Raw genomic sequence first — 22,232 nt, forward strand, 5'->3', positions numbered from 1 at the left:
GGGACGATGAATGAGCTGCGATTACTGAAAATTGCGGCCCTTGGGCATGACCCTCTCGGCCTTGTCCGAGAGCGCCGCGATATTCGGCAAGGCCGGCACAGCCGGCGTCATCTCTTCCAGCAGCACGGTCAGCCAGGGCGTCAGATCCTCGATCTTTTCGGCGACGATGTGGATGACATCGGATTCCGACTGCAGCTTGCCGGTGACCTTGACGAAGCGTGCGCCCATGACGATCGGCCGGAACCGGGTAAACGTCCTTTCCCAGAAAATGACGTTGGCGACGGCCTTGTCGTCCTCCAGCGTCAGGAAGATCGCATTGCCCTTGCCGGGCCGCTGCCGCACCAGCACCAGCCCGGCGACGGAAACCCGCCTGCCGTCGCGAACCGAGCCAAGGTTGGCATTGGGGATGACGCCGGCGCGGTCGAGGCGCTCGCGCAGGAAGGCGACCGGATGCGCCTTCAGCGACAGGCCGAGCGCGCGATAATCGTGGATGACGTGTTCGCCGAGCGGCATTGTCGGCAGTTTGGTTTCGGGCTCGAGCTCGCGCAGCCGGATCGCCGGCTGGTCGAACAGCGGCAGTTTTTCGGCGGCGCTCTTGCCGTCCAGCGCGCGCACCGCCCACAAGGCTTCACGACGGTCGAGGCGGAGCGAGCGGAAGGCGTCGGCCTGCGCCAGCCTTTCGATGTCGTCGACATCGAGGCCGGAGCGCAACCAGACATCCCGAACGGATTCGTAGCCTGAGCCGCGCCGCTCGGCGAAAGCCTCCATGCGCTCCTTGGACAGGCCCTTGATCTGCCTGAAGCCGAGCCGAACCGCATGCTTTGTCTTGATGACACTGCGCATCTGGGCATGGCGTGGGAGGATGCGGCCGGGATCGAAGGCGTCTTCCTCCAGTGTGCAGTCCCAGTCGGAAAAATTGACGTCAACGTCGCGGATGGCGACGCCATGGTCGCGTGCGTCGCGCACCAGCTGTGCCGGCTGGTAAAACCCCATCGGCTGCGAATTCAGGATCGCGGCGCAGAACACGTCGGGATAAAAGGTCTTGAACCAGCAGGAGGCATAGACGAGCAGCGCGAAGGAGGCGGCGTGGCTTTCGGGAAAGCCGTACTCGCCAAAGCCTTCGATCTGCTTGAAGCAGCGCTCAGCGAAGTCTTTTTCGTAGCCCCTATCAGTCATGCCTTTGATCATGCGCTGGCGATAATTGCCGATGGTGCCAGTGCGTTTGAAGGTGGCCATGGCGCGGCGCAATTCGTCGGCTTCGCCCGGCTTGAAGCCACCGGCGACGATGGCAATCTTCATCGCCTGCTCCTGGAACAGCGGCACGCCCAGCGTCTTGCCTAGGATTTCCCTCAGTTCCGGCTTGGGGTACTCAGGCATTTCCTTTTTCTGCCGACGGCGCAGATAGGGGTGAACCATATCGCCCTGGATTGGACCGGGCCGCACGATCGCCACCTCGATGACGAGGTCGTAGAATTCGCGGGGCCGGAGACGCGGCAGCATCGACATCTGGGCGCGCGATTCGATCTGGAAGACGCCGAGCGTGTCGGCGCGGCAGATCATGTCGTAGACGTCGTCGTCTTCCGGCGGCAGGGTGGCCAGCACATAGGGTCGGCCGTAATCATCCCGAGCCCTCGGATAATGGTCGGTGAGCAAGGTGAAGGCGCGCTTCAGGCAGGTCAGCATGCCGAGCGCCAGCACATCCACCTTCAGGATTTTCACCGAGTCGAGATCGTCCTTATCCCACTCGACCATCTTGCGCTGGTCCATTGCCGTCTTGACGATGGGCACAATCTCATCGAGCCGATCCTTGGTGATAACGAAGCCACCGACATGCTGCGTCAGATGGCGGGGAAAACCCATGATCCCATTGGCGAGCTCGATCACATGCCTGGTCGAGGTCTCATTGCGGTCGAGGCCGCCGGCATGGGCCTCCTTCTCGCCGAGCTCGGATGTCGACCAGCCCCAGATCGAGCTGGAGAGAGCCGCCCTGACGTCCTCCGACAGACCCATGGCCTTCGACACCTCCCGCAGCGCGGATCGGCCTCGATAGCTGATCACGGCGGCCCCTAGTGCCGTGTGTTTGGCGCTGTATTTCTCGTAAATGTACTGCATGACGGTTTCGCGCTTTTCATGCTCGAAATCGACATCGATGTCGGGCGGTTCGTTTCTCTCCTCGGAAATGAAGCGCTCAAAAAGCGAATTGATTTTTTCCGGCCCCACCTCGGTGATGCCGATGCAGAAGCAGACGACCGAGTTGGCGGCCGAGCCGCGGCCCTGGCAGAGAATATCCTGGCTGCGAGCGAACTTGACGATGTCGTGGACGGTCAGGAAGTAGCGAGCGTAGTTGAGGCGTTCGATCAGAGCGAGTTCTTCCTCGATGCGTTTGGTCACGGATTCAGGTACACCGGCCGGATAGCGGTTGACCGCTCCCTCCCGCGCCAGTCTTTCCAGCTCGGCCTGCGGGGCGAGGCCAGATTCCGTCGGCTCGTCTGGATAATTGTACTGGAGATCGCCAAGCGAGAAGCTGAGCTCGCCGGCAAAGCGCAGCGTCTCGGCCAGAGCATGCGGATGGCGCCGGAAAAGCCTGGCCATTTCCAGCGGCGGCTTCAGGTGGCGTTCGGCGTTGACTGCCAGTTGCAGTCCCACCTCGGCAACGGGCGTGTTGAGGCGGATCGCGGTGAGCACATCTTGCAACGGACGCCGCTCGGCGCTGTGATAAAGCACATCGTTGGTCGCCATCAGCGCTACGTCGGCGGCGTCGGCCATGGCGGCCGCCTGCTCGATGCGAAAGCGGTCATTGCCGCGATAGTCCGGCGCAACGCCTAGTCGCAGATTCCTGCCGAAACGATCCTTCAGCTGGTGCAGCAGGGCCAGCCCGTCGCTAGCGCCCGCCGTCAGATCAGGCAGGATTGCCAACGACATCAGGTCCCCCCATTCGAGCAGGTCGCTGCGTTGGAGAAGAGTGGCGCCCTTTTCGGTTTCGTCGCGCAGATTGGCTTGGGTGAGCATGCGGCAGAGATGTCCCCAGCCCTTGCGGTCCTGCGGATAGGCGAGGATGTCAGGCGTACCGTCTTCGAACACCAGCCGACAGCCGGGGTGATAAGAGAAAGTTTCCGCCTTGGCCTGCTGCCAAGCGCGTACGACGCCGGCCACGGTGTTGCGATCGGCAAGGCCAATCGCGGAGAATCCCATGAGCTTGGCCGCCACGACCAACTCCTCCGGTTTGGAGGCGCCGCGCAGGAAGGAGAAGTTCGACTGGATGCCGAACTCGGCATAGGGGATGACGGTCAATGCGTTCATGCGAAGACCCCATGCATGAACCAGCGTGGCGGCACCTGCGGGTTGCCGTAAAGGCCTTGCCGGTAGAGCCAGTAGCGGCGGCCGTCGGCATCCTCGATGCGGAAATAGTCACGAGTCGATGTGACCGGGTCGCTCACGGCTTCATGCCACCATTCGGCGGCGATGCGTTCGGGTCCCTCCACACGCGTGACCCGGTAGAGCGCGCGCCGCCAGCGGAAGTGCAGCGGCGGCCCCTCCGGCATTTCGGTCGCCGGCACTTCGATCGGCTCGGGCGAACGGAACAGCCGGATCGGCCGCTCCGGCGGGAAGATGGTTGCGGGCGGTGCGTCTTTCCGGTCCGGCTTTTTCGGTGGCGTGGTCCGTTGCGGCGCCTCGGAGAAGGGGATAGTGGCGACGGCGCGCTCCGGCAGATGGCTTTCGACGGCGACCGCTTTCAGCACAGCATTGTCGCCGAGCCGGGCGCGGATGCGGTCGGCAAACAGCGCAATGTCGGCGCCGTCATCCTCGGTCTCGCCGGCAAGATCGGCCTGCTGCATGTCGAAGGCGGCGGCGGCCAGCACGGAAAGCCGCACCAGATCGAAACCGTAGCCGGCATCGATGTCCTGTTCGAGCGCTGTTAGCCGCTCGTGGAACAGGCGCTGGATCAGCTTCGGTTCGCGCAGGGGCCGCGAGGTGCCGACAGCGATGCGGCTGACGGCGCCGTCGACGCGAAACAACAGCAGCGCCAGCATCCGGGCGCCTTCGCCGCGGCGTTCGAGATCGACCTTCAAGGTCACCGCCAGCATTTCCACCAGCCGCTCGATCTCGGCGGTGAGCACGACCGGTTCGGCGAGATGGCGTTCGACCGAAAGCGGCGCCACCGGCAGGCGCGGCGAAACCGCCTCGTCGAGGCGGCCGAGCGCCTGGTCGAGGCGCAACAGCAAGCTGGCGCCGAAGCGGCGGGCGAGCGGGGCGCGCGGCGCGGCCATGACGGCGCCCGCGGTGCGCAGGCCCACACTTTCCAGGCTGGCGCGGATATCAGGCTCGATGCGCAGTGCTGCCAGCGGCAAGGGGGAGAGCAGCGCTTCCTCCTCGCCGGAGGGAACAATGCGATCGCCGCAGAAGCGCGCCGCCGCCCAGGCCGCGCCCGGCGTCGCGGCAAGCCCGGCGCGGACATCGAAACCCTGCTGGAAAAAACGCGCAAGAATGTCGTCCAGCATGGCGCGTTCGCCGCCGAACAGATGCGTGCAGCCGGTGACGTCGAGATAAAGCCCGTCGGCGCCGTCGAGCGCCACCAGCGGCGTGTAGCGATCGCACCAGTCGGCGAGGCCTTCGAGCAGCCGGCGATCGGCTTCCGGATCGGCCTCGACAATGTCGATCGAGGGATGCATGGCGCGCGCGTCGGCAATGCCCATTCCGCGCTTCAGGTGCAGCGCCTCAGCCCGCTCGTCGAGGGCCGATATGCGCTGGGCGTTGCGGTCGCGATGGCTGATTACCAGCGGTGGGTGGGATGGCGGCAAATGATCCGACGGCCGGGAACGCCACGACCGTCCCAGGCGCTGGCGCAGGATCCGCTCCGCCCCGAGATGCGGGAACCACAGCGACAGAATTCTCTGGCCTTCTCTCTTCGAAACGGTGCTCATCGGGGTTCCACTCCAGTGTGAATTGTCCGGGCAGAGCCGTGCGGCTCTTGCCGATGCTGACGGTGAAGGCAGGGTGGCCGATCGAGCCGGCGAGCGGCCCGGCGATGGTCCGGCGCGATGTTGCGGGTGCGGCCGACACGATGAGACGCACCGGGGCGGCGGTCGGTTCGGCCTCGCCGGCCTGGCGCAGCAGGAACACCGGCCGGCCGGCGCTTTGGGCGCGGGCGTGCAACCGGCGCGTTGCGGTGAGGTCGAGCCGCTGCGGGCTGCCGCGGATTTCGAGAATGACTGCGGCGAGCGCGGTCATCTTCGCGGCCTCCTCGGCCACCCACAGCGCATCGGTGAGTTTCGGCGCCTCGGAAAACAGCAATTGCTCCGGCGCGATGCCGAACAGGCCCTGCAATCCCCTGGCATAGGGGAAGCCGGCCTCGCGAAAAATCTCCGACGTGCCGATCCACAGCACCGGCAGGGCCTGCCCCTTGAGGATCAGGCTGACCAGCGACAGCACAAAGCCGGCGACGGCCCCGGCATTGCGGGTCTCAAGGCCGTGGATTTCGCTCAGGGCGGCTTTCGGCAGGCCGCCGCTCAGCGCGGCATCGAGGCGCTCGACGCCGGTGGGCAGGAAGGCATCCGGCGAAGCAACGGCAAGGCCACGCCGGATAATGGTGATATCAGGGGCGACATCGAGATCGGGCGCGTTGCCGTCAGCACGCGCGCGAGACCGCTCGCCAGCCGGCGCGGCCAAGCGCTCGGGCAGCGTTCCCTCGATCTTCGCGATCTGGCGGCGCAGGGCAAAAACAGTCTCCCGCGCCACGGCTGATGTCGCCATGACGGTCAGTTTCTCTCACAATTGTTCCTGTTATGTTCCTATAGATTCCAGAGGGTGCCGGAAGAGTCAAGCGGAGTCATGCGGAATTTATTCCTGTCCGCGAATCGAGAAGACGGACGACAGCCGCGCTCATTTGCCGATTCCCGAGGGAAAGCCTATATGCCGGGATCAAAGGACTAAAGCATGGCCCGCATCTACAAGACCCGCACCTGGCACGACGAACTCTCGCCCTCGATCGAGGAAATGGAGTTCCTGGCGCTGGAGGCCTATGCGCATCTGCCGGACGATTTTCGCAAGCTGACCGGCGAGATCGTCATCCAGATCGCCGAGTTCCCGACCGACGAGATCATGGACGATCTGTCGCTGGAGACGCCGTTCGACCTGCTCGGCCTGTTCGAGGGCCGCGGCATCGCCGAGCGCTGGAACCCGCAGACCGGCGAAGGCCCCAACCGCATCACGCTGTACCGCCGCGCCATCCTCGACTACTGGGCCGAGAACGAAGAGACGCTGGGCGACATCGTCACCCATGTGCTGATCCACGAGATCGGCCACCATTTCGGCCTGTCGGACGACGATATGGAGAAGCTCGAAGAGGCGGCCGAGTAAGGCTGCGTCGATATTCAGGTGAGGCTCGCTTGCGAACGGCAGATACCTGCGCTTCCGGACTTCGCCGGCCGAAGCCTGCATGAGTGGTTGCGGCAGTTAAGGCTACGGCCGGCGTAGGCCGGTGCTCACGTACTTCAAGTACGCTCCGCTCCGGTTCTCGGTATCAGCCATTCTCGACTCGACCTGACCTGAATCTCGACACAGCCTGCGTCGGTGCCGGCAAAGCCTACCAGTCGCTCAGCTTGGTGTCCGGCCCGTATTCGTGGCCGTCGACGTCCTTTACCACTGCCTGGCCGCAGCGCATCGACTTGGTCTTCTTGTCATAGGCGTAGGTCGGCGAGCCGAACAAATGCCAGCCCTTGTTCAGCGCCGCCGTCACCTTGTGACAGAAGGTGGAATCGTCGGGAGCGGACAGAAAGCGGTAGAGTTTCATGGTTTTAGTCCTGTCGTGAGTTCTTGCTAGCCGGCTTAGGCAATCATGCGCCGATGGCGGCGGCTTTCGCCAGCAGTTTTTCGGCCTGCGCCAGATGCAGCCGCTCGACCATCCTGCCGTTCAGCGCAATCACGCCCTTGCCGGCGTTTTCCGGCAAGGCGAAAGCATCGCTCACCGCGCGCGCCTCGGCCATGGCTTCGGGCGCGGGCGCAAAGGCATGGTTGGCGGCGTCGACCTGGGCCGGGTGGATCAGCGTCTTGCCGTCGAAGCCCATGGCGGCGGCTTCCGTGCATTCGCGCGCAAACGCGTCAGGATCGCGAAAATCGTTGGAGACACCGTCGAGCATGTCGATGCCGCCGGCGCGCGCGGCCAGCACCATCTGCATCAGCCAGGGCACGAGATAGCGCCGGTCGGGCGTCGCCAGAATGCCGGTCTCCTTGATCAGATCGTTCGTTCCGGCAACGAAACAATTGAGACGCGAGGCCGGGTCGCGGCCGAGCTCGGCGATGGCGCCGATGTTGAGCATGGCCTTTGGCGTCTCGATCATTGCCCAGAGTTTGACGCTGTCGGGAGCAAAATTGTCGTCGAGCACGTCACCGACTTCCAGAATGTCGCGCGGTGTGGCGACCTTGGACAACAGGATGCCGTCGGGCTCGAATTTTGCCGCGGCCAGCAGATCATCGTCGCCCCATTCGCTGGACAGCGCGTTGACGCGCACCACCATCTCGCAGCGCCGCTTCGGCCGGCTGGCGAAAATGCCAGCCAATTTTTCGCGCGCCGCGACCTTGTCGGCGGGCGCGACGGCGTCTTCGAGATCGATGATGACGGCATCGCAGGCCAGCGCTGCGATCTTGGCCAGCGCCTTGTCGTTGGAGGCCGGGACGTAAAGCACCGAGCGGCGTGGGCGGTAGGGTTCGTTTGTCATGGCCGATCTATGCCGTCTGGGCGCGAGTGAGGCAAGGGCGCGCGGGCTAGGCTAATCGCAGGAACTGGCGCTGACTCCTGCACGAAAACTGCACATCTCTGCGGAAAACCTCCTCCGCTCCGCCCCGGCGCCTCCATGCGAGCCCGCGACAACAGCGGCATGCAACAGCGAAGCACCCACCGTTGGTCCCTGCCTTATCGGCTGCGCAGCGAAAGCTGGTGGCTTGCCGATCCGCCGCGGCCGGAGGCCCGTCCTTGCCCGGAGGCCCACCCTTGCCCTGAGGCAAGCCTGCTCCCTTTATCCGCCCGCCCGTCGGCCGGATCCAGCCCATCAGGAAAGTCCGCGCATGACGTCGTCCTTTCATACGCCGACCTTTTGCAGCCGCTTCGGCATCGCCGTCCTGCTCGTCGCGCTGGCGGATTTTTTCTTCTATGACCAGCCGGCTGGCATCACCGTCCTGCTGTTTGCCATCATGGTCGCCGGTGCGGTCGTCGCCGTGCATCCTGCCGCCCTGAATTCCACCAAGCCATGGCTCAGGCCGGCCGGCCTGTTCGTCGCGCTGCTGCCGCTGGCCGAGAATGTCAGCCCGCTGTCGGTCGCGATCGCGCTTGTAGCGCTGGTGGTGTTTGCGCTGTCCCTGGCAGGACGGCTGCAGCACCGCATCGCCCGCATTGCCGGCCAGATCGCGCTGTTCCTGCTGGCGGCGCCGCTGCGCCTTATCAGCGACTTCTTCCGCTGGCGTCGCACGGTGCGCCGGCTTGGCGGCCGCCGCATCCGCCTGGCGTCAGTCATCGTCTGGGTCATGCCGGTGACGCTGGGCGCAGTGTTCCTGCTTTTGTTCGGCGCCGCCAATCCGGTCATCGATTACTGGCTGTCGCTGATCGACCTGATGAAGCTGCTCGATCTCATCCAGCTTGCGCGGATCGTCTTCTGGCTGTTCGTGCTCGCTGGCGTCTGGGCTTTCCTGCGGCCGCGCCTGCCGCGCTTCCTGCGCCGCCTTCCACGTCTCGCGCCGCCTGCAGCTGTTGTCGCGCCGGCCGAACCCAAACGCGCCACGACGATCGAGGACATCGTCTTCGGCAAGGCGGCGATCTTGCGCGCACTGATCGTCTTCAACGCGCTGTTTGCGCTGCAGACGGTGCTCGACGCCGCCTATCTCTGGGGCGGGGTCACCCTTCCCGACGGCTTGAGCTACGCCGCCTACGCGCATCGCGGCGCCTATCCGCTGATCGCCACCGCGCTGCTGGCCGCCGGCTTCGTGCTGGCCGCGCTGCGGCCGGGCAGCGAGACCTCGGGCGATCCGTTGATCCGCCGATTGGTCTATGCCTGGGTGGCGCAGAACATCGTGCTGGTGATCTCGTCGATCCTGCGTCTCGACCTCTATATCGGCGTCTATGCGCTGACCTGCTGGCGCATCGCGGCTTTCGTCTGGATGGGGTTGGTGGCATCAGGGCTTGCGCTGATCATTGCCCGCATAGCACTCAGAAAATCCAACGAATGGCTGTTCTCCGCCAATCTTCTGACGCTATCGGCGACGCTTTATGCCTGCTCCTTCATCAATTTCGCAGCCCTGATTGCCAACTTCAATGTCGACCATTCTCTTGAGATGTCCGGCTCCGGCACCCCGCTCGATACCGAGTATCTGCGCTCGTTCGGCGCTGTCGCCCTGCCGGCATTGGACCGCTACTACATGCATCAGACCGGACATCTGACCACCTGGGTGGTCGACCTGCAGATGGCCGACGACTATATCGCCGAACAGAAGAAGTGGCGCGCCTGGAGCTTTCGCGGCTGGAGGCTCGTGCAGGTTCTCGACAAAAGAGGCCCGCTCGTGCTTCCTCCACCTACCCAGTCCTCGCAACCTTCCATGCCGGATCGCTAGACATGCCGCATCAGATCCTGGTCGCCGACGACGATCCGCACATACGCGAGATCATCTGCTTTGCGCTGGAAAAGGCGGGGATGAAGACGCAGGCCGTGGCAGACGGCGCGGCCGCCTTGCAGGCCATCGAACGTCGCGAACCCGATCTCGTCGTGCTCGACATCGGCATGCCGGAGATGGACGGGTTGGAAGTCTGCCGGCGGCTGAGACAACGCTCCGACGTGCCGGTGCTGTTCCTGTCCGCACGCGACGAAGAAATCGACCGCATCCTCGGGCTCGAAATGGGTGGCGACGACTATGTGACGAAGCCGTTCAGCCCGCGTGAGCTGGTGGCGCGCGTCAATGTCATCCTGCGCCGCGCCCGCGCCGTGCCGGATCCGGCCGACGACCGGAATTTCGCGCATGGCAAGCTCAGCCTGACGCCGGCCAGCCACGGCGCCAGTTTCGACGGCAAGGCACTGGCGCTGACGGCGATCGAATTCTCGATCCTGAAAGGGTTTCTGGCGCGGCCGGCGCATGTGCTGGGACGCGACCTGGTGGTGGCCAGCGCCTATGCCGCCAACATCCATGTCGCCGACCGCACCGTCGACAGCCATATCCGCAACATCCGCGCCAAGCTGGCGGCGGCGGGCTGTCTCGACGCCATCGAAACCGTGCATGGGGTCGGCTTCCGGCTCGGCCGATGCGGCGCCTGAGCGACGCCAAATGGATCGGCACCAAATGGCGGCCAAGGCTGGCCACGGTGGTTCTCGCCATCCTCATCATGGTGCTGGCGCTGCCGCTGGTCGGCCTGTTCTTCTTCCGGCTTTATGAAAACCAGCTGATCCGCCAGACCGAGGGCGAGTTGATCGCCCAAGGCGCCGTCATTGCCGCCATTTATGCGCAGGATATCAGTGACGCCGGCATTTCCCCGGACAAGCTCGGCGCGCCCGTGGAAGCGCAAAGCGACGATGCCAGCCGCAGCGACGACTCACCCTACCAGCCGATCGAGCCGAGCCTCGACCTTGCCTCCGACTATCTGCTGCCGACCCGGCCCGCCGGCATCACTGCCGCCACCGATCCGGCCTTTGCGGCGATCGGCGCGCGGTTGTCGGGCATTCTCGACGCCACGCAGAAAACCACGCTGGCCGGCTTCCGATTGCTCGATCCCAAGGGCGTTGTTATTGCCGGGCGCGACGAGATCGGTCTGTCCCTGGCCGATGTCCAGGAGGTGCGCGATGCGCTCAACGGCCGCTATGCCAGCGCGCTCAGGCAAAGGATCCCCGATCAGCCGCCACCACCGCTGTATTCGGTCAGCCGCGGCACCAAGGTGCGGGTCTTCGTCGCCATGCCGGTTGCAGTCGATGGCCGGGTGGCCGGCGTGATCTATCTGTCGCGGACGCCGAACAACATCGTCAAACATCTCTATGGCGAACGCGGCAAGGTGACGCTGGCTGCCATCGCCATGCTTTTCGGCACATTGCTGATCGCGCTGGTTTTCCTGCGCACCGTCAGCCGGCCGATCTACGCGCTGATGGAGCGCACACGGCGCATCGCCGCCGGCGACCGCGACGCGATCCGGCCGCTAGACCATCACGGCACGCGCGAAATGGCCGAGCTTTCCGCCGCCTTTCTCGACATGGCCGAAAAGCTGCAGGCGCGTTCCGACAGCATCCAGACTTTTGCCACGCATGTCTCGCATGAGCTCAAATCGCCGCTGACGGCGATCCAGGGCGCGGCCGAGCTGCTGCGCGATTCCGGCGAGGCGATGGACGCGGCCGAGCGCAAGCGGTTTTCCGGCAACATCGTCAACGACGCCGGAAGGCTCAATCTGCTGGTGCGACGCCTGCTCGACCTGGCGCGGGTCGAAAACCTGGCGCCGAGCGGCGAAAGCACATCGCTCGATGCAGCGCTGGAACTGCTGCCGGTGGACGGCAGGTTGGCGGTCACTATCGAGGCTGGCGGTGCGATTGGTTTGCGGATATCGGCCGAGAATGTGGCGATCGTGCTTGCCAATCTGATCGACAATTCGGCCAGGCACGGCGCGACGCAGGTTTTGCTGTCGGCAGCCGGCGTCGACGGCAAGGTGACCATTACGGTCAGCGATGATGGCGCCGGCATTTCGCCGAGCAATCGGGCGCGCATCTTCGAACCGTTCTTCACCACGCGGCGCGAATCCGGTGGCACCGGCATGGGCCTCGGCATCGTGCTGGCCCTCCTGAAAGCGCATGATGGCACGATCGCGCTGGTTGACTCCGGGCGCGGCACGCGCTTCGAGATTTCCTTGCCCGCCGCGTGAAGGATGTAGGCGAAATAAATAGAGCATGATGTCGTCCGACTTCACACTTTTCGGCATCATGCTCAAATCGGAGAACAAGAGTGCGCTACGACATCGTCATCATCGGCGGAGCCATCGTCGGCTCCTCGGTCGCCTATTATCTGCGCGAGGAAGGCTTTTCCGGCTCGATCGCGCTGATCGAGCGCGATCCGCAATTCGCCCATGCGGCAACGACGCTGTCCTGCGCCTCCATCCGCCAGCAATTCTCGATCCCGGAAAACATCCGGCTGTCGCAGTTCACGCTGAAACTGTTCCGGCGGCTGAAGGAAACCTTTGGCGCGGATGCCGATATCGGCTTTCACGAGGGCGGCTATCTGATCCTGGCCGGCGAGGCCGGGCTGCCGATCCTGAAAGCCAACCACGAAGCGCAGATCGCAGAGGGCGCCGACATCGTGCTCGAGGACGCCGACCAGCTGGCGCGGCGGTTTTCGTGGCTGTCGACGGAAGGCATCAGCGCCGGCGCCTACGGCCGGACCGGAGAGGGCTGGTTCGACGCGCATGCCATGCTGATGCTGTTCCGCAAGGCGCTGCGCGCGAAAAAGATCGATTTCATCGCCGCCGATGTCACCGGCATCGAGCGGCAGGGCAACCGCGTCACCGGCGTCACCCTCGACAATGGCGAAAAACTCGAGGCGGGCATCATCGTCAACGCCGCCGGGCCGAATGCAGGCAAGGTGGCAGCCATGGCCGGGCTAGCTCTGCCGGTCGAACCGCGCAAGCGAAACGTCTTTGTGTTCGAGGCGCGCGAAAAATATGCCGACATGCCACTGTTGGTCGACCCGAGCGGCATCTGGCTCAGGCCGGAAGGCTCGGTCTACATCACCGCTGGTGCCGAGCCGGAAGAGGGCGATGGCCCCGCCGACCCCCGGGATTTCGACGTCGACTGGTCGCTGTTCGAAGAGGTGATCTGGCCGGTGCTAGCGACGCGCATCCCTGCCTTCGAGGCGATCAAGGCGACCCGCGCCTGGGCCGGCCACTACGACTACAACACGCTCGACCAGAACGCGGTGATCGGCCCGCATCCCGAAGTTGGCAATTTCATCTTCGCCAACGGATTTTCGGGCCACGGCCTGCAGCAGGCGCCGGCGGTCGGCAAGGCGCTGGCGGAGCTTTTGGTGCATGGCGGCTACCGGACTGTGGATTGCTCGGCGTTTGGGTACGAACGGGTGGCCGAGGGCAGGGCGTTTCGGGAATTGAATGTGATTTGAGTGACCCTTTCCTTCTCCCTAGGGAGAAGGAAAGCACGCGCCTCTATGCCGCCAGTTTTCCAGCCTCGACATACGCCTGCAGCCATCCCAACATCCGTCCCCAACCCTCGGCATGTTCGGCCGCCGCCTCGCCCAGCCCGCCAAAGCCGCCATGGCAGATGGTGAGGCGTGTGCCGTTGTCGGTCGGCTCCAGCAGGTAGGCCACCGTCGTCTGCCGCCGGCCAAGTGTCGGATGGTCCCAGTCATAGGCCCGCGTCTGCACGATCCGGCGCGGCGCCTGGATCTCGAGGAACTCGCCGCCAGCGGGATGGTCCTTGCCAGCAATGGTCCTGGCGATGACTTGCCACCGGCCGCCGACGCGCAAGTCGGCCGTCCAATCGACCATCCGATAGCTTTCGGAAGAGCCCCACCAGCGCTCGACTTCATCCGTAATCAGCGCCTTGAAGACGCGCTCCGGTGGCACGGCGATCTCGGCGCTCGCCATGATGGTCTCGCCATTGGTCATGCTTTGCGCCACCACTGGATCGTGCATCATGGCAACCTCCCTAGCGATTGTTTCGTTATCGAAACGAGTTAAGCCGCCTTTGATGCCGGGCGCGACAAGCCCTTGCCGGTTTCGAGCAGGCTCTTCAGGCTTGACAGCACCAGCGGCCAGCCATTGCCGACATGTTCCAGAAGACGGTGCGGACCGTCCGCGGCATGGGTGACGGCGAGCTTCATCATGTCGCCTTCCTGCTCGATGACGAAGGTGCAATGCGTGTAGCCATCGGCCTTCACGTCCGGCATGAACTCATTGCGCCATTTGAGGACCAGGCGCCTTGGCGGATCGACATCGACAATCTCGCCGCTGTCGGTGACACGGCCGTCGGGATAGACCATCTTCCACGCCGAGCCTTTCTTCCAGTCGCTCTGCATCTGGGCGCCGAGGAAGTATTGCAGGTGGAATTCCGGTTCGGTCAGCGCCTCCCAGAGCTTGTCTGGCGTGGTGCGGATATAGGTCACATAGACGAAGGCGGTGCTCATGGCTCTTCCCTTTCAAGGCGCTTCTTCAAGTCGCTGAGGGCGGTCAGCCGTCCTCGTTCGAATTTGCCGATCCAGCGTTCGGCGATCTCGTTGATGGGAACGGGATTGAGGTAGTGCTCCTTTTCCCGTCCGTTGCGGACGGTGGTGATGAGGTTCGCCTCTTCCAGGATCGCCAGATGCTTGGTCACCGCCTGGCGTGTCATATCCGTCCGTTCGCACAGCGCGTTCAGCGTCTGCCCGTTCCTGTCATGGAGGCTATCCAGCAATTGCCGGCGTGTCGGGTCGGCGAGGGCGCGAAAGACGGCATCCATGCTCATCTATTTAATATGCAACCAAAAGGTTGCATGTCAAGAGGCGATGTCACAGCGAAGCGACCGCCTCACCAGGGCGTTGTTCCGCCCGGTCCTAAACAGCGTTCCGCATTGCCCAAGAACCTCGCCTGCCTTGCTGGTTATAGCCATTGGTCAAGTCGAGGGAAGTTCAAAGCGCATTCGACGGCGGCCGTCCTGTGGTTTCCTGCTCACCAAAACGGCAGGCCGGCTACCCCTGGAGAATGCGCCGGACGACCTTTCCGGGACGGATCGGGCGCGCCCCAAGCGGCACCCTGCCCATCTATGGCACGACCGGCGGCACTGACCCTGCCCGCCGGTCGTGGACCGCTGCGTTTGGTTTGGCTGGCGTCAGTGCTTGCGCGAGAACCAGAAGGCATCGGCCATGCGCTTCATGCCGATCCGCTCATAGAAGCCGACGGCGTCGGGCATCGAGATCAGGCTGATGGCGACCGATGGACCCAGTTGCCGGCGCGCCTCGTCCATCAGGCCCTTGCCGATGCCAAGCCCTTGCGCCGATTGGGATACGGCGAGCTCTGAAATGTAGCACACCCAGGAAAAGTCGGTGATGGCCCTGATAACGCCGATCAATGGTCGGCCTTCGACATTGAGCCGCGCCGTCAGCACCAGGTTCGCGCCTGAAAGCATCGCCTGCAGCCGGGCATCGTCTTCGACGGGACGCGTGTCGCCGAGCCCGGATTCCACCAAAACGCGGCGAAACTCGACAGTGCCGAGCTCCGGCTCGCGGGCGTAAAGGATTTGAGAATTCTCGCTCATGTCAGCCAGAGTGCACCAGTGGACAACGATTTCGAAGCTGTTTTTGCCCGACTGGTGCTGGTCACATGGACCAAGGGCACGCACAAACAGTTGCCTTTTATTTGCCCGCAGCTTTGTGTAAACGGTGCGTCAGCAATCTCCCGCAACGAAATACGGGCAACAAGCCATGGAAAAATTCACCAAGCTCACCGGCGTCGCCGCCCCCATGCCGATCGTCAATGTCGACACCGACATGATCATCCCGAAGGATTATCTCAAGACGATCAAGCGCACCGGGCTCGGCAGCGGCCTGTTCGCCGAAATGCGTTACTTGGATGACGGCTCGGAAAACCCCGACTTCGTGCTCAACAAGCCGGCCTACCGCAAGGCGCAGATCCTGGTCGCCGGCGACAATTTCGGCTGCGGTTCGAGCCGGGAACACGCGCCGTGGGCGTTGCTCGATTTCGGCATTCGCTGCGTCATCTCGACCTCGTTCGCCGACATTTTCTACAACAACTGCTTCAAGAACGGAATCTTGCCGATCACCGTCAGCCCGGAAGACCTTGAGAAGCTGATGGACGACGCCTCGCGCGGCTCCAACGCGACGGTCTCGGTCGACCTCGAGGCCAAGGAAATCCGCGGGCCGGATGGCGGCGTGGTCACCTTCGACCTCGACGACTTCAAGCGTCACTGCCTCCTGAACGGCCTCGACGATATCGGCCTGACCATGGAAAAGGCCGGCGCCATCGCCTCGTTCGAGAAGAAGAACGCCGCCGAGCGCCCCTGGGCCTGAGCGGTACGACCTAGACGGATAGCCCTGCCGCTCCAGGCTGGGTTCGTGGCGGCTGAACGGGAGGGACAGTCATGACACGTTCGCTTCTTGCCGGCGCCTGCGTGCTGGCGTGCATGCTGATGCCGGTGGCTGGCGCGCATGCACAGACCGACACGGTGCTCGTGCCGGCTGACGATCCGTCCGACGGGGCCGCCGACCAGGGCAATGCGGCCCTGGCCGACGATGACAACCAGGGACCGATCCCGTTCGAGGGCGGGCAGCTGACCATCACCCAGCCGGAGCAGGATGGCGAAAAGGTGCTGGCCTATGACGGCAAGCAGCTGGCCAGCAATTACGACGTGTTCTTCGACAAGGTGGTCAAGGTCGGCGGCGTCAACGTGGCGCTGGTCGATGTCGGCGATGGCGGCAACCAGTGCGGCCCGGCCAAGGTGATCGTCTGGAAGCCGGAAGGCGGCGAGATACAAAGCCTCACAGTCGAGCAGGACGAATGCGGAGCGCCGCCGGCGGCGGTCGCCGACAACGCCATCTATTTCGTGCCCTATCTGTTGCCGGGCGCTTCGCAGCAGGCGCTGCAATGGTCGCCAACCGAAGGGCTGACGATTTCGGGCGATCTGACCTACGCACCGGAGCCGGGTACCGACTGGAAGGACATCGACCCGTCCAAGTACCAGAACATCATCGATGCCTTCCACAATGAGGCTGTCTACAAGGCGGCGAAGACGCTGCTCGGCGACACCATGCCCGACATGGCGACCAGCCTGCTGGTCGGCGGCGGCACCGAAAAGACCGCGTCCGGCGCCTTCTATGCCAGCGGCTGCGTGCCGCATGATTGCGGCGGCAATGACGGCTTCATGGCGGTCGACCCGGCCAAGCACACGCTCTACTTCGCCCGCCGCGGCGACGATGGCCAGCCGCAGGCCTGGCCCGACATGAAGACCTGGCCGGCGGATGTGAAGGAAGCAATGGACAAGGCGCAGGGGAACTAGGTTCGCGGACGCAGCGCATACGCGCCTTCTGTTACGCTGCGATCCTTCGCGCCCCCCTCTGTCCTGCCGGACATCTCCCCCACTTGGGGGGAGATTGGCAGCTTCGGCGCCCCGCTCGCCTTGCGACGTTGGAGATTGGCGAAAGCCGGCGTGACGTCTGATCTCCCCCCAAGTGGGGGAGATGGCCGGCAGGCCAGAGGGGGGCGCTGTCCCGCCAGCATCAAAGAGTCCTTTGCACCGTAAATCCGCGAACTTTGGCCTATGGCCAGATTGCCTCTTTCCTCGCAGGATGACGCCCTCAACATCGCGAGGCCCTATGCGCAAACTCATCTCCACCGGTTCGCCCTTCGAAAAGACCGCCGGCTATTCGCGAGCGGTGGTGCAGGGCGACTGGTGTTTCGTGTCGGGAACCACCGGCTACGACTACGCGACGATGACCATGCCGGAGACGGTCGAGGCGCAGACACGCAATTGCCTGGCCACCATCGCCAAGGCGCTCCAGGACGGCGGCTTCGAGATGGCCGATGTGGTGCGGGCGCACTACTACATCACCGACCAGGCCTTCGTGGATGTCGTCTTTCCGATTCTCGGCGAGGCCTTCGGCGACATCCGCCCGGCGGCGACGATGATCGTGTGCCTGCTCAACAAGCCGGAAATGAAGATCGAGATCGAAGTCACGGCGCTGCGGCGGACGGCATGAGGAGGCCAAAGCCATGACGGTTCGGCGCATCGTCGCCAATATCGAGACGCAGGACGCAGCGGCGGCGAAACGCTTCTATCAGGACGTGCTTGGCCTCGGCGTGCTGATGGATCAAGGCTGGATCGTCACCTGCGGCTCCGACGAACGGATGCAGGTGCAGATCAGCTTCATGGCGCAAGGCGGCTCCGGAACGCCGGTTCCGGACCTGTCGATCGAGGTCGATGATGTCGATGCAGCGCTCGACGCCATGAAGGCCGCCGGCTTCGCCATCGAATACGGTCCGGCCGACGAGCCCTGGGGCGTGCGCCGCTTCTATGTGCGCGATCCGTTCGGCCGATTGGTGAATATTCTCTCGCATCGGTGATTGCGCTTGCCAACCGCAGGCTTGCATGCGGCGCGCTTGGCGTTTAGCAAGGCCGCGGTTTCTCCAAACAGCATTGGACGGTTCTGATGGCTTCGAAAAATCTTCTCCTGCTCGCCGGCGACGGCATCGGCCCCGAGGCGATGGCCGAGGTGAAGAAACTGATCGCGGCCATGAACGCCAAGCTTGGCAGCGGTTTTACCACCGATGAAGGCCTGGTCGGCGGCTGCGCCTACGATGCGCATGGCGCGGCGATTTCGGATGCCGACATGGCGAAGGCGATGGCGGCCGATGCGGTGCTGTTCGGCGCTGTCGGCGGGCCGAAATGGGACAAGGTGCCTTACGAGGTGCGTCCCGAGGCCGGGCTGCTGCGGCTGCGCAAGGACATGGAGCTGTTTGCCAACCTTCGTCCCGCCATCTGTTATCCGGCGCTGGCCGCGTCTTCCTCGCTGAAGCAGGAAGTGGTCGAAGGTCTTGACATCCTGATCGTGCGTGAGCTCACCGGCGGTGTCTATTTCGGTGAGCCGAAGCAAATCATCGATCTCGGCAACGGCCAGAAGCGCGGTATCGACACGCAGGTCTACGACACGTTCGAGATCGAGCGCATTTCAGGCGTCGCGTTCGAGCTGGCGCGGACCCGCAAGAACCACGTGACGTCGATGGAAAAGCGCAACGTCATGAAGTCCGGCGTGTTGTGGAACGAGGTCGTCACCCAGACCCAAAAGGCCAAGTATGCCGACGTCAAGCTCGACCATATGCTGGCCGATGCCGGCGGCATGCAGCTGGTGCGCTGGCCAAAGCAGTTCGACGTCATCGTCACCGACAATCTGTTCGGCGACATGCTCTCCGACATCGCCGCTATGCTGACCGGATCGATCGGCATGCTGCCGTCGGCATCGCTCGGCGCGCCTGATGTGAAGACCAAGAAGCGCAAGGCGCTGTATGAGCCGGTGCATGGCTCGGCGCCCGACATTGCCGGCCAGGGCATCGCCAACCCGATCGCCATGATCGCCTCCTTCGCCATGTGCCTGCGCTATTCCTTCGGCATGGTCGACGAAGCCGACAGGCTCGAAGGCGCAATCGCCGCCGTGCTCGATGACGGCCTGCGCACCAAGGACATCCTGTCCGAGGGCATGACCGAAGTCGGCACGGTTGCGATGGGCGATGCCATCATCGCCAAGTTCCTTGGCTGATCCGGTAGCGGTCGACGTCCGCTGGGCGACGACCGACGATGCCTAAACCCTGACACCCTGCGGCACAGGCCCCCACTGGTTTTCGTGGTTCTGGGTAGGGATCAGTCCGAACACGATGATGGCAAGCGTGCCGAAGGTCGGCACGAAAATCAGCAGGACCAGCCAGCCGGTCAGGCCGATATCGTGCAGGCGGCGCACAATCAGCCCAAGCCAAGGCAGGAACGTCGCCAGCACAAACAGGCCCCAGATGCCGATCGTCACGATCGGCCCGTTGCCGTCGTTGAAATTGCCGATCGCCTGGTCGGCGAGGGCACCGACAAGGCCGACCAGGATGAAGCTGACGGTCCAGAACAGGCAGTAGGCCCAGAATTCCTTGCGCCGGGCGCGCTCGGCGAAGTTGATGTAGTTGCGCGTCAGGCCCAGCCAGAAATAGCCCGGCAGGCCGCTATCGTGGACCGCGCCGTCTTCAGCCAGGCGGCCGAAATGCTGCGGCGCGGCTGAAGCGGCGGCAGGCTTGGGCGACGCGGCACTTGCAGCGGGAGCTGCGGTCGCCGAAGCGGCGGCCTGGGCGCGGATCGAGAAAACATCGCGCGCCTGGCCGCTTGCCGGCAGGAATTCGACCACGGCGCCCTTGGTAATCACCGTGTCGCGGCGCAGGTCCTCGCGCGCAAACGTATAGCGATTGCCGTCCGCTCCGATGATGAACCCGAAGCCCTGGGCCTCGTCATAGTGCAGAACTTCGCCGCGCATCCGCCTCACCCCCGTGTTGGCACAGACTGTTCAAAGTTGCGACCGACTGCAAGGGGGGTGGCTTCGCCTGTCCAATGTCGGCGCCGCCCCTCACCTGCCTGCCGGCATCCTCTCCCCGTAAACGGGGCGAGGGACGCTGTCACCGAAGGTTTCGCCAATCGCCAACGATGCAAGAAGGGCGCCGAAGCTGCGGCCAGCCACTTCTCCCCGTCAATATACGGGGAGAAGTGCCCGGCAGGGCGATGAGGGGCGGCGCGGACCTCGGCGATTGGCACCAGCCCGACAAGAGTGCCTCTTGGTTCCGTTGAGACTAAACCGGCCGCTTCTTCGGTTTCTTGTTTTTCACCGGTCCAGCCTTGTCGAATTTCGGCTTCCCGGCCCAAGGCTTTGCATCGCCAGCGGGGCGTTCTCGCTTCTCAAATTTCGGCTTGTGCGTGCTTTGCGGCGCGTCGAACGGCCGTTTGCCGCGATGCGGCTTCTTGTCGGGCTTGGGCGGCTGGTAGCCGGCGCGCGACAGGTCGGGCGTGCCGTCCAGGCGCTTCACAACGATGTTGCCCTGCAATTTCTTGTCGGGGCCGATGGCGGTGAGGAAACGGTCGGCCCAGTCGGCCGCGATCTGCACGAAGGTTTCCTCCTGCTGCATCTTGATGGCGCCGATCTCGCGCTTGGAGATGTTGCCGGTGCGGCACAGCATCGGGATCAGCCAGCGCGGCTCGGCACTCTGCCGGCGTCCGATCGACAGCGAGAACCAGATGCTGTCGCCGAAATCATCACGGCGGCTGGGCGCCTCATCGCGGCGTTCGAACTTTTCGCCTGCCGGCCTTTCCCGCGAAGGCGTGAACGGTGCGACATCCGTAAGTTCCTCGGGCGCCGAGCGGCTGGCGCGGCACTGGCGCACGAAGGCGGCGGCCACCTGTTCGGCGCCATGCTTGGCCAGAAGCGCGTCGACGAAACCGCGCTCGTCATCGGCCACCGGCTCGTCGAAGGCTGGATCGGCAAGGATGCGCTCGTCGTCACGCTTGATCACGTCGTCGGCCGAGGGCGGGCTTGCCCATGTCGCCTTGAGGCCAGCATTCTGCAGCAGGCGTTCAGTGCGCTTGCGGGCGCCGTTGGGCACGATCAGCGCGCTGACGCCCTTGCGTCCGGCACGGCCGGTGCGGCCGCTGCGGTGCAGCAGCGTCTCCGGATTGGTCGGCAAGTCGGCGTGGATCACCAGTTCGAGATTGGGCAGGTCGATGCCGCGCGCGGCGACGTCCGTGGCGATGCAGACTTTTGCGCGGCCATCGCGCATTGCCTGCAGCGCGTGGGTGCGTTCGTTCTGGCTGAGCTCGCCCGACAGCGCCACGACCGAAAAGTTACGGTTGTTGAAGCGCGCCGTCAGATGGTTGACGGCGGCGCGGGTGTTGCAGAACACCAGCGCGTTCTTCGCCTCGTAGAAGCGCAGCACATTGATGATGGCGTTCTCGCGGTCGGGGTAGGCGACATTCAGCGCCCGGTATTCGATGTCGAGATGCTGCTTTTCCTCGCCTCCGGCCGAGATGCGCACGGCATCGCGCTGATAACCCTGCGCCAGCGTTGCGATCGAGCGCGGCACGGTGGCCGAAAACATCAGCGTGCGGCGCTGGGCCGGGGCGGCGTCGAGGATGAATTCGAGGTCCTCGCGAAAGCCGAGGTCGAGCATCTCGTCGGCTTCGTCCAGCACCACGGCCCTCAGCGCCGACATGTCGAGCGAATTGCGGGTGATGTGGTCGCGCAACCGGCCGGGTGTGCCGACGACGATGTGGGCGCCGCGCTCCAGCACGCGCCGTTCGGAGCGCATGTCCATGCCGCCGACGCAGGAGGCAACCGTCGCGCCGGTCGGGGCGTAGAGCCACTGCAATTCGCGCATCACCTGCAAGGCGAGTTCGCGCGTCGGCGCCACGGCCAATGCCAAAGGCACCCCAGCCGGGCCAAAGCGCTCGGCGCCTTCCAGCAGTGTCGGCGCCAGAGCCAGGCCGAAGGCGACGGTCTTGCCGGAGCCGGTCTGTGCCGACACCAGCGCGTCGGCTTCGCCGAGCTCCAGCACCGCCTTCTGCACCGGTGTCAGCTCGACATAGCCACGTTTTTCCAGCGCCTCTGCCAGCGCAGGAACGATACCTCTAAAATTGGACATGTTACTCTTTCGGAATTCGGATTCTGTATGCCCGGCAATGGGTCATCCGTCGGCGAGCGCCATCAGC

The 22,232-nt window shown here is 64.3% G+C and carries 21 protein-coding genes; 10 read left to right on the top strand and 11 right to left on the bottom strand.

The window, feature by feature from the left end; all coding sequences use genetic code 11:
* Nucleotides 1-21: 21 nt before the first annotated feature.
* From AC1DYO_RS19035 to AC1DYO_RS19045, 3 genes are read right to left on the bottom strand one after another with little or no spacing between them, the layout of a single operon-like run.
* Nucleotides 22-3,300 (bottom strand): error-prone DNA polymerase, encoded by a 3,279-nt coding sequence (locus AC1DYO_RS19035; protein ID WP_477265827.1) that lies wholly within the window; start codon nucleotides 3,298-3,300, stop codon nucleotides 22-24.
* A complete protein-coding gene (locus AC1DYO_RS19040; protein WP_477265829.1) occupies nucleotides 3,297-4,799 on the bottom strand; it encodes a DUF6504 family protein in 1,503 nt (500 codons plus the stop codon). Before AC1DYO_RS19040 ends, AC1DYO_RS19035 begins: the two co-directional genes overlap by 4 nt.
* Complete coding sequence (locus tag AC1DYO_RS19045) at nucleotides 4,717-5,751, bottom strand: ImuA family protein (RefSeq protein ID WP_477265831.1); 1,035 nt, start codon at nucleotides 5,749-5,751, stop codon at nucleotides 4,717-4,719. Before AC1DYO_RS19045 ends, AC1DYO_RS19040 begins: the two co-directional genes overlap by 83 nt.
* Before the next feature lie 183 nt (nucleotides 5,752-5,934).
* Between AC1DYO_RS19045 and AC1DYO_RS19050 the strand changes: the two genes are divergently transcribed.
* Complete coding sequence (locus AC1DYO_RS19050; RefSeq protein WP_181060613.1) at nucleotides 5,935-6,357, top strand: metallopeptidase family protein; 423 nt, start codon at nucleotides 5,935-5,937, stop codon at nucleotides 6,355-6,357.
* 226 nt (nucleotides 6,358-6,583) lie between these two features.
* Here the strand turns inward: AC1DYO_RS19050 and AC1DYO_RS19055 are convergent, their stop codons facing one another.
* Both AC1DYO_RS19055 and AC1DYO_RS19060 read right to left on the bottom strand, forming a co-directional pair.
* Nucleotides 6,584-6,790: a DUF1737 domain-containing protein gene (locus tag AC1DYO_RS19055; protein WP_477265833.1), complete on the bottom strand. Its 207-nt coding sequence runs from the start codon at nucleotides 6,788-6,790 to the stop codon at nucleotides 6,584-6,586.
* A 43-nt stretch (nucleotides 6,791-6,833) separates the two neighbouring features.
* The gene (locus AC1DYO_RS19060) at nucleotides 6,834-7,715 is read right to left on the bottom strand and encodes an HpcH/HpaI aldolase/citrate lyase family protein (protein WP_477265835.1); all 882 of its coding nucleotides are present in this window, start codon (nucleotides 7,713-7,715) and stop codon (nucleotides 6,834-6,836) included.
* A gap of 346 nt (nucleotides 7,716-8,061) precedes the next feature.
* Between AC1DYO_RS19060 and AC1DYO_RS19065 the strand changes: the two genes are divergently transcribed.
* The 4 genes from AC1DYO_RS19065 (at nucleotide 8,062) to AC1DYO_RS19080 (ending at nucleotide 13,122) form a co-directional block, all read left to right on the top strand.
* Complete coding sequence (locus AC1DYO_RS19065) at nucleotides 8,062-9,597, top strand: DUF4153 domain-containing protein (protein WP_477265837.1); 1,536 nt, start codon at nucleotides 8,062-8,064, stop codon at nucleotides 9,595-9,597.
* A 2-nt stretch (nucleotides 9,598-9,599) separates the two neighbouring features.
* Entirely contained in the window at nucleotides 9,600-10,292 is a 693-nt protein-coding gene (locus tag AC1DYO_RS19070) for a response regulator (protein ID WP_477265839.1), read from the top strand.
* Complete coding sequence (locus AC1DYO_RS19075; protein ID WP_477265841.1) at nucleotides 10,280-11,875, top strand: sensor histidine kinase; 1,596 nt, start codon at nucleotides 10,280-10,282, stop codon at nucleotides 11,873-11,875. The genes AC1DYO_RS19070 and AC1DYO_RS19075 overlap by 13 nt, the downstream gene beginning before the upstream one ends.
* Before the next feature lie 80 nt (nucleotides 11,876-11,955).
* Nucleotides 11,956-13,122 (top strand): NAD(P)/FAD-dependent oxidoreductase, encoded by a 1,167-nt coding sequence (locus AC1DYO_RS19080; RefSeq protein ID WP_477265843.1) that lies wholly within the window; start codon nucleotides 11,956-11,958, stop codon nucleotides 13,120-13,122.
* 43 nt (nucleotides 13,123-13,165) lie between these two features.
* On the opposite strand, the gene AC1DYO_RS19085 is transcribed toward AC1DYO_RS19080, so the two are convergent.
* The 4 genes from AC1DYO_RS19085 to AC1DYO_RS19100 all read right to left on the bottom strand — a co-directional run bounded on the left by AC1DYO_RS19085 (nucleotide 13,166) and on the right by AC1DYO_RS19100 (nucleotide 15,251).
* The gene (locus tag AC1DYO_RS19085; RefSeq protein WP_477265845.1) at nucleotides 13,166-13,657 is read right to left on the bottom strand and encodes an SRPBCC family protein; all 492 of its coding nucleotides are present in this window, start codon (nucleotides 13,655-13,657) and stop codon (nucleotides 13,166-13,168) included.
* Between the two features lie 38 nt (nucleotides 13,658-13,695).
* On the bottom strand, nucleotides 13,696-14,145 hold the full coding sequence (locus tag AC1DYO_RS19090) for an SRPBCC domain-containing protein (protein ID WP_477265847.1): 450 nt from the start codon (nucleotides 14,143-14,145) through the stop codon (nucleotides 13,696-13,698).
* A complete protein-coding gene (locus AC1DYO_RS19095) occupies nucleotides 14,142-14,456 on the bottom strand; it encodes an ArsR/SmtB family transcription factor (RefSeq protein WP_477265910.1) in 315 nt (104 codons plus the stop codon). Before AC1DYO_RS19095 ends, AC1DYO_RS19090 begins: the two co-directional genes overlap by 4 nt.
* A gap of 369 nt (nucleotides 14,457-14,825) precedes the next feature.
* Nucleotides 14,826-15,251, bottom strand: coding sequence for a GNAT family N-acetyltransferase (locus AC1DYO_RS19100; RefSeq protein ID WP_477265849.1), 426 nt, complete (start codon nucleotides 15,249-15,251; stop codon nucleotides 14,826-14,828).
* A gap of 166 nt (nucleotides 15,252-15,417) precedes the next feature.
* Here AC1DYO_RS19100 and leuD point away from each other — a divergent pair, with 166 nt between their 5' ends.
* The 5 genes from leuD (at nucleotide 15,418) to leuB (ending at nucleotide 19,263) form a co-directional block, all read left to right on the top strand.
* Nucleotides 15,418-16,023 carry a 3-isopropylmalate dehydratase small subunit gene (gene leuD / locus AC1DYO_RS19105; RefSeq protein WP_023732857.1) on the top strand — a complete coding sequence of 202 codons (606 nt, stop codon included), beginning with the start codon at nucleotides 15,418-15,420 and terminating at the stop codon, nucleotides 16,021-16,023.
* Between the two features lie 71 nt (nucleotides 16,024-16,094).
* Nucleotides 16,095-17,009 (top strand): hypothetical protein, encoded by a 915-nt coding sequence (locus AC1DYO_RS19110; RefSeq protein ID WP_477265851.1) that lies wholly within the window; start codon nucleotides 16,095-16,097, stop codon nucleotides 17,007-17,009.
* A 316-nt stretch (nucleotides 17,010-17,325) separates the two neighbouring features.
* Nucleotides 17,326-17,709, top strand: coding sequence for a RidA family protein (locus AC1DYO_RS19115; RefSeq protein ID WP_477265853.1), 384 nt, complete (start codon nucleotides 17,326-17,328; stop codon nucleotides 17,707-17,709).
* Between the two features lie 13 nt (nucleotides 17,710-17,722).
* Entirely contained in the window at nucleotides 17,723-18,073 is a 351-nt protein-coding gene (locus tag AC1DYO_RS19120; RefSeq protein ID WP_477265854.1) for a VOC family protein, read from the top strand.
* 86 nt (nucleotides 18,074-18,159) lie between these two features.
* Nucleotides 18,160-19,263 carry a 3-isopropylmalate dehydrogenase gene (gene leuB, locus AC1DYO_RS19125; protein ID WP_477265856.1) on the top strand — a complete coding sequence of 368 codons (1,104 nt, stop codon included), beginning with the start codon at nucleotides 18,160-18,162 and terminating at the stop codon, nucleotides 19,261-19,263.
* A 42-nt stretch (nucleotides 19,264-19,305) separates the two neighbouring features.
* Here the strand turns inward: leuB and AC1DYO_RS19130 are convergent, their stop codons facing one another.
* Nucleotides 19,306-20,013: a DUF805 domain-containing protein gene (locus AC1DYO_RS19130; protein WP_477265858.1), complete on the bottom strand. Its 708-nt coding sequence runs from the start codon at nucleotides 20,011-20,013 to the stop codon at nucleotides 19,306-19,308.
* A gap of 310 nt (nucleotides 20,014-20,323) precedes the next feature.
* Nucleotides 20,324-22,165 (bottom strand): DEAD/DEAH box helicase, encoded by a 1,842-nt coding sequence (locus AC1DYO_RS19135; protein ID WP_477265860.1) that lies wholly within the window; start codon nucleotides 22,163-22,165, stop codon nucleotides 20,324-20,326.
* Nucleotides 22,166-22,232: the final 67 nt, after the last annotated feature.

The organism is Mesorhizobium sp. P2_F5 (genome assembly GCF_056403715.1).

What these genes read in the sequence shown, in the direction of transcription:
- AC1DYO_RS19035 (WP_477265827.1), bottom strand. Translation starts at nt 3,300, where the DNA reads ATGAACGCATTGACCGTCATCCCCTATGCCGAGTTCGGCATCCAGTCG.
- AC1DYO_RS19045 (WP_477265831.1), bottom strand. Translation starts at nt 5,751, where the DNA reads ATGGCGACATCAGCCGTGGCGCGGGAGACTGTTTTTGCCCTGCGCCGC.
- AC1DYO_RS19050 (WP_181060613.1), top strand. Translation starts at nt 5,935, where the DNA reads ATGGCCCGCATCTACAAGACCCGCACCTGGCACGACGAACTCTCGCCC.
- AC1DYO_RS19055 (WP_477265833.1), bottom strand. Translation starts at nt 6,790, where the DNA reads ATGAAACTCTACCGCTTTCTGTCCGCTCCCGACGATTCCACCTTCTGT.
- AC1DYO_RS19060 (WP_477265835.1), bottom strand. Translation starts at nt 7,715, where the DNA reads ATGACAAACGAACCCTACCGCCCACGCCGCTCGGTGCTTTACGTCCCG.
- AC1DYO_RS19065 (WP_477265837.1), top strand. Translation starts at nt 8,062, where the DNA reads ATGACGTCGTCCTTTCATACGCCGACCTTTTGCAGCCGCTTCGGCATC.
- AC1DYO_RS19070 (WP_477265839.1), top strand. Translation starts at nt 9,600, where the DNA reads ATGCCGCATCAGATCCTGGTCGCCGACGACGATCCGCACATACGCGAG.
- AC1DYO_RS19075 (WP_477265841.1), top strand. Translation starts at nt 10,280, where the DNA reads ATGCGGCGCCTGAGCGACGCCAAATGGATCGGCACCAAATGGCGGCCA.
- AC1DYO_RS19085 (WP_477265845.1), bottom strand. Translation starts at nt 13,657, where the DNA reads ATGATGCACGATCCAGTGGTGGCGCAAAGCATGACCAATGGCGAGACC.
- AC1DYO_RS19090 (WP_477265847.1), bottom strand. Translation starts at nt 14,145, where the DNA reads ATGAGCACCGCCTTCGTCTATGTGACCTATATCCGCACCACGCCAGAC.
- AC1DYO_RS19095 (WP_477265910.1), bottom strand. Translation starts at nt 14,456, where the DNA reads ATGGATGCCGTCTTTCGCGCCCTCGCCGACCCGACACGCCGGCAATTG.
- AC1DYO_RS19100 (WP_477265849.1), bottom strand. Translation starts at nt 15,251, where the DNA reads ATGAGCGAGAATTCTCAAATCCTTTACGCCCGCGAGCCGGAGCTCGGC.
- leuD (WP_023732857.1), top strand. Translation starts at nt 15,418, where the DNA reads ATGGAAAAATTCACCAAGCTCACCGGCGTCGCCGCCCCCATGCCGATC.
- AC1DYO_RS19110 (WP_477265851.1), top strand. Translation starts at nt 16,095, where the DNA reads ATGACACGTTCGCTTCTTGCCGGCGCCTGCGTGCTGGCGTGCATGCTG.
- AC1DYO_RS19115 (WP_477265853.1), top strand. Translation starts at nt 17,326, where the DNA reads ATGCGCAAACTCATCTCCACCGGTTCGCCCTTCGAAAAGACCGCCGGC.
- AC1DYO_RS19120 (WP_477265854.1), top strand. Translation starts at nt 17,723, where the DNA reads ATGACGGTTCGGCGCATCGTCGCCAATATCGAGACGCAGGACGCAGCG.
- leuB (WP_477265856.1), top strand. Translation starts at nt 18,160, where the DNA reads ATGGCTTCGAAAAATCTTCTCCTGCTCGCCGGCGACGGCATCGGCCCC.
- AC1DYO_RS19130 (WP_477265858.1), bottom strand. Translation starts at nt 20,013, where the DNA reads ATGCGCGGCGAAGTTCTGCACTATGACGAGGCCCAGGGCTTCGGGTTC.
- AC1DYO_RS19135 (WP_477265860.1), bottom strand. Translation starts at nt 22,165, where the DNA reads ATGTCCAATTTTAGAGGTATCGTTCCTGCGCTGGCAGAGGCGCTGGAA.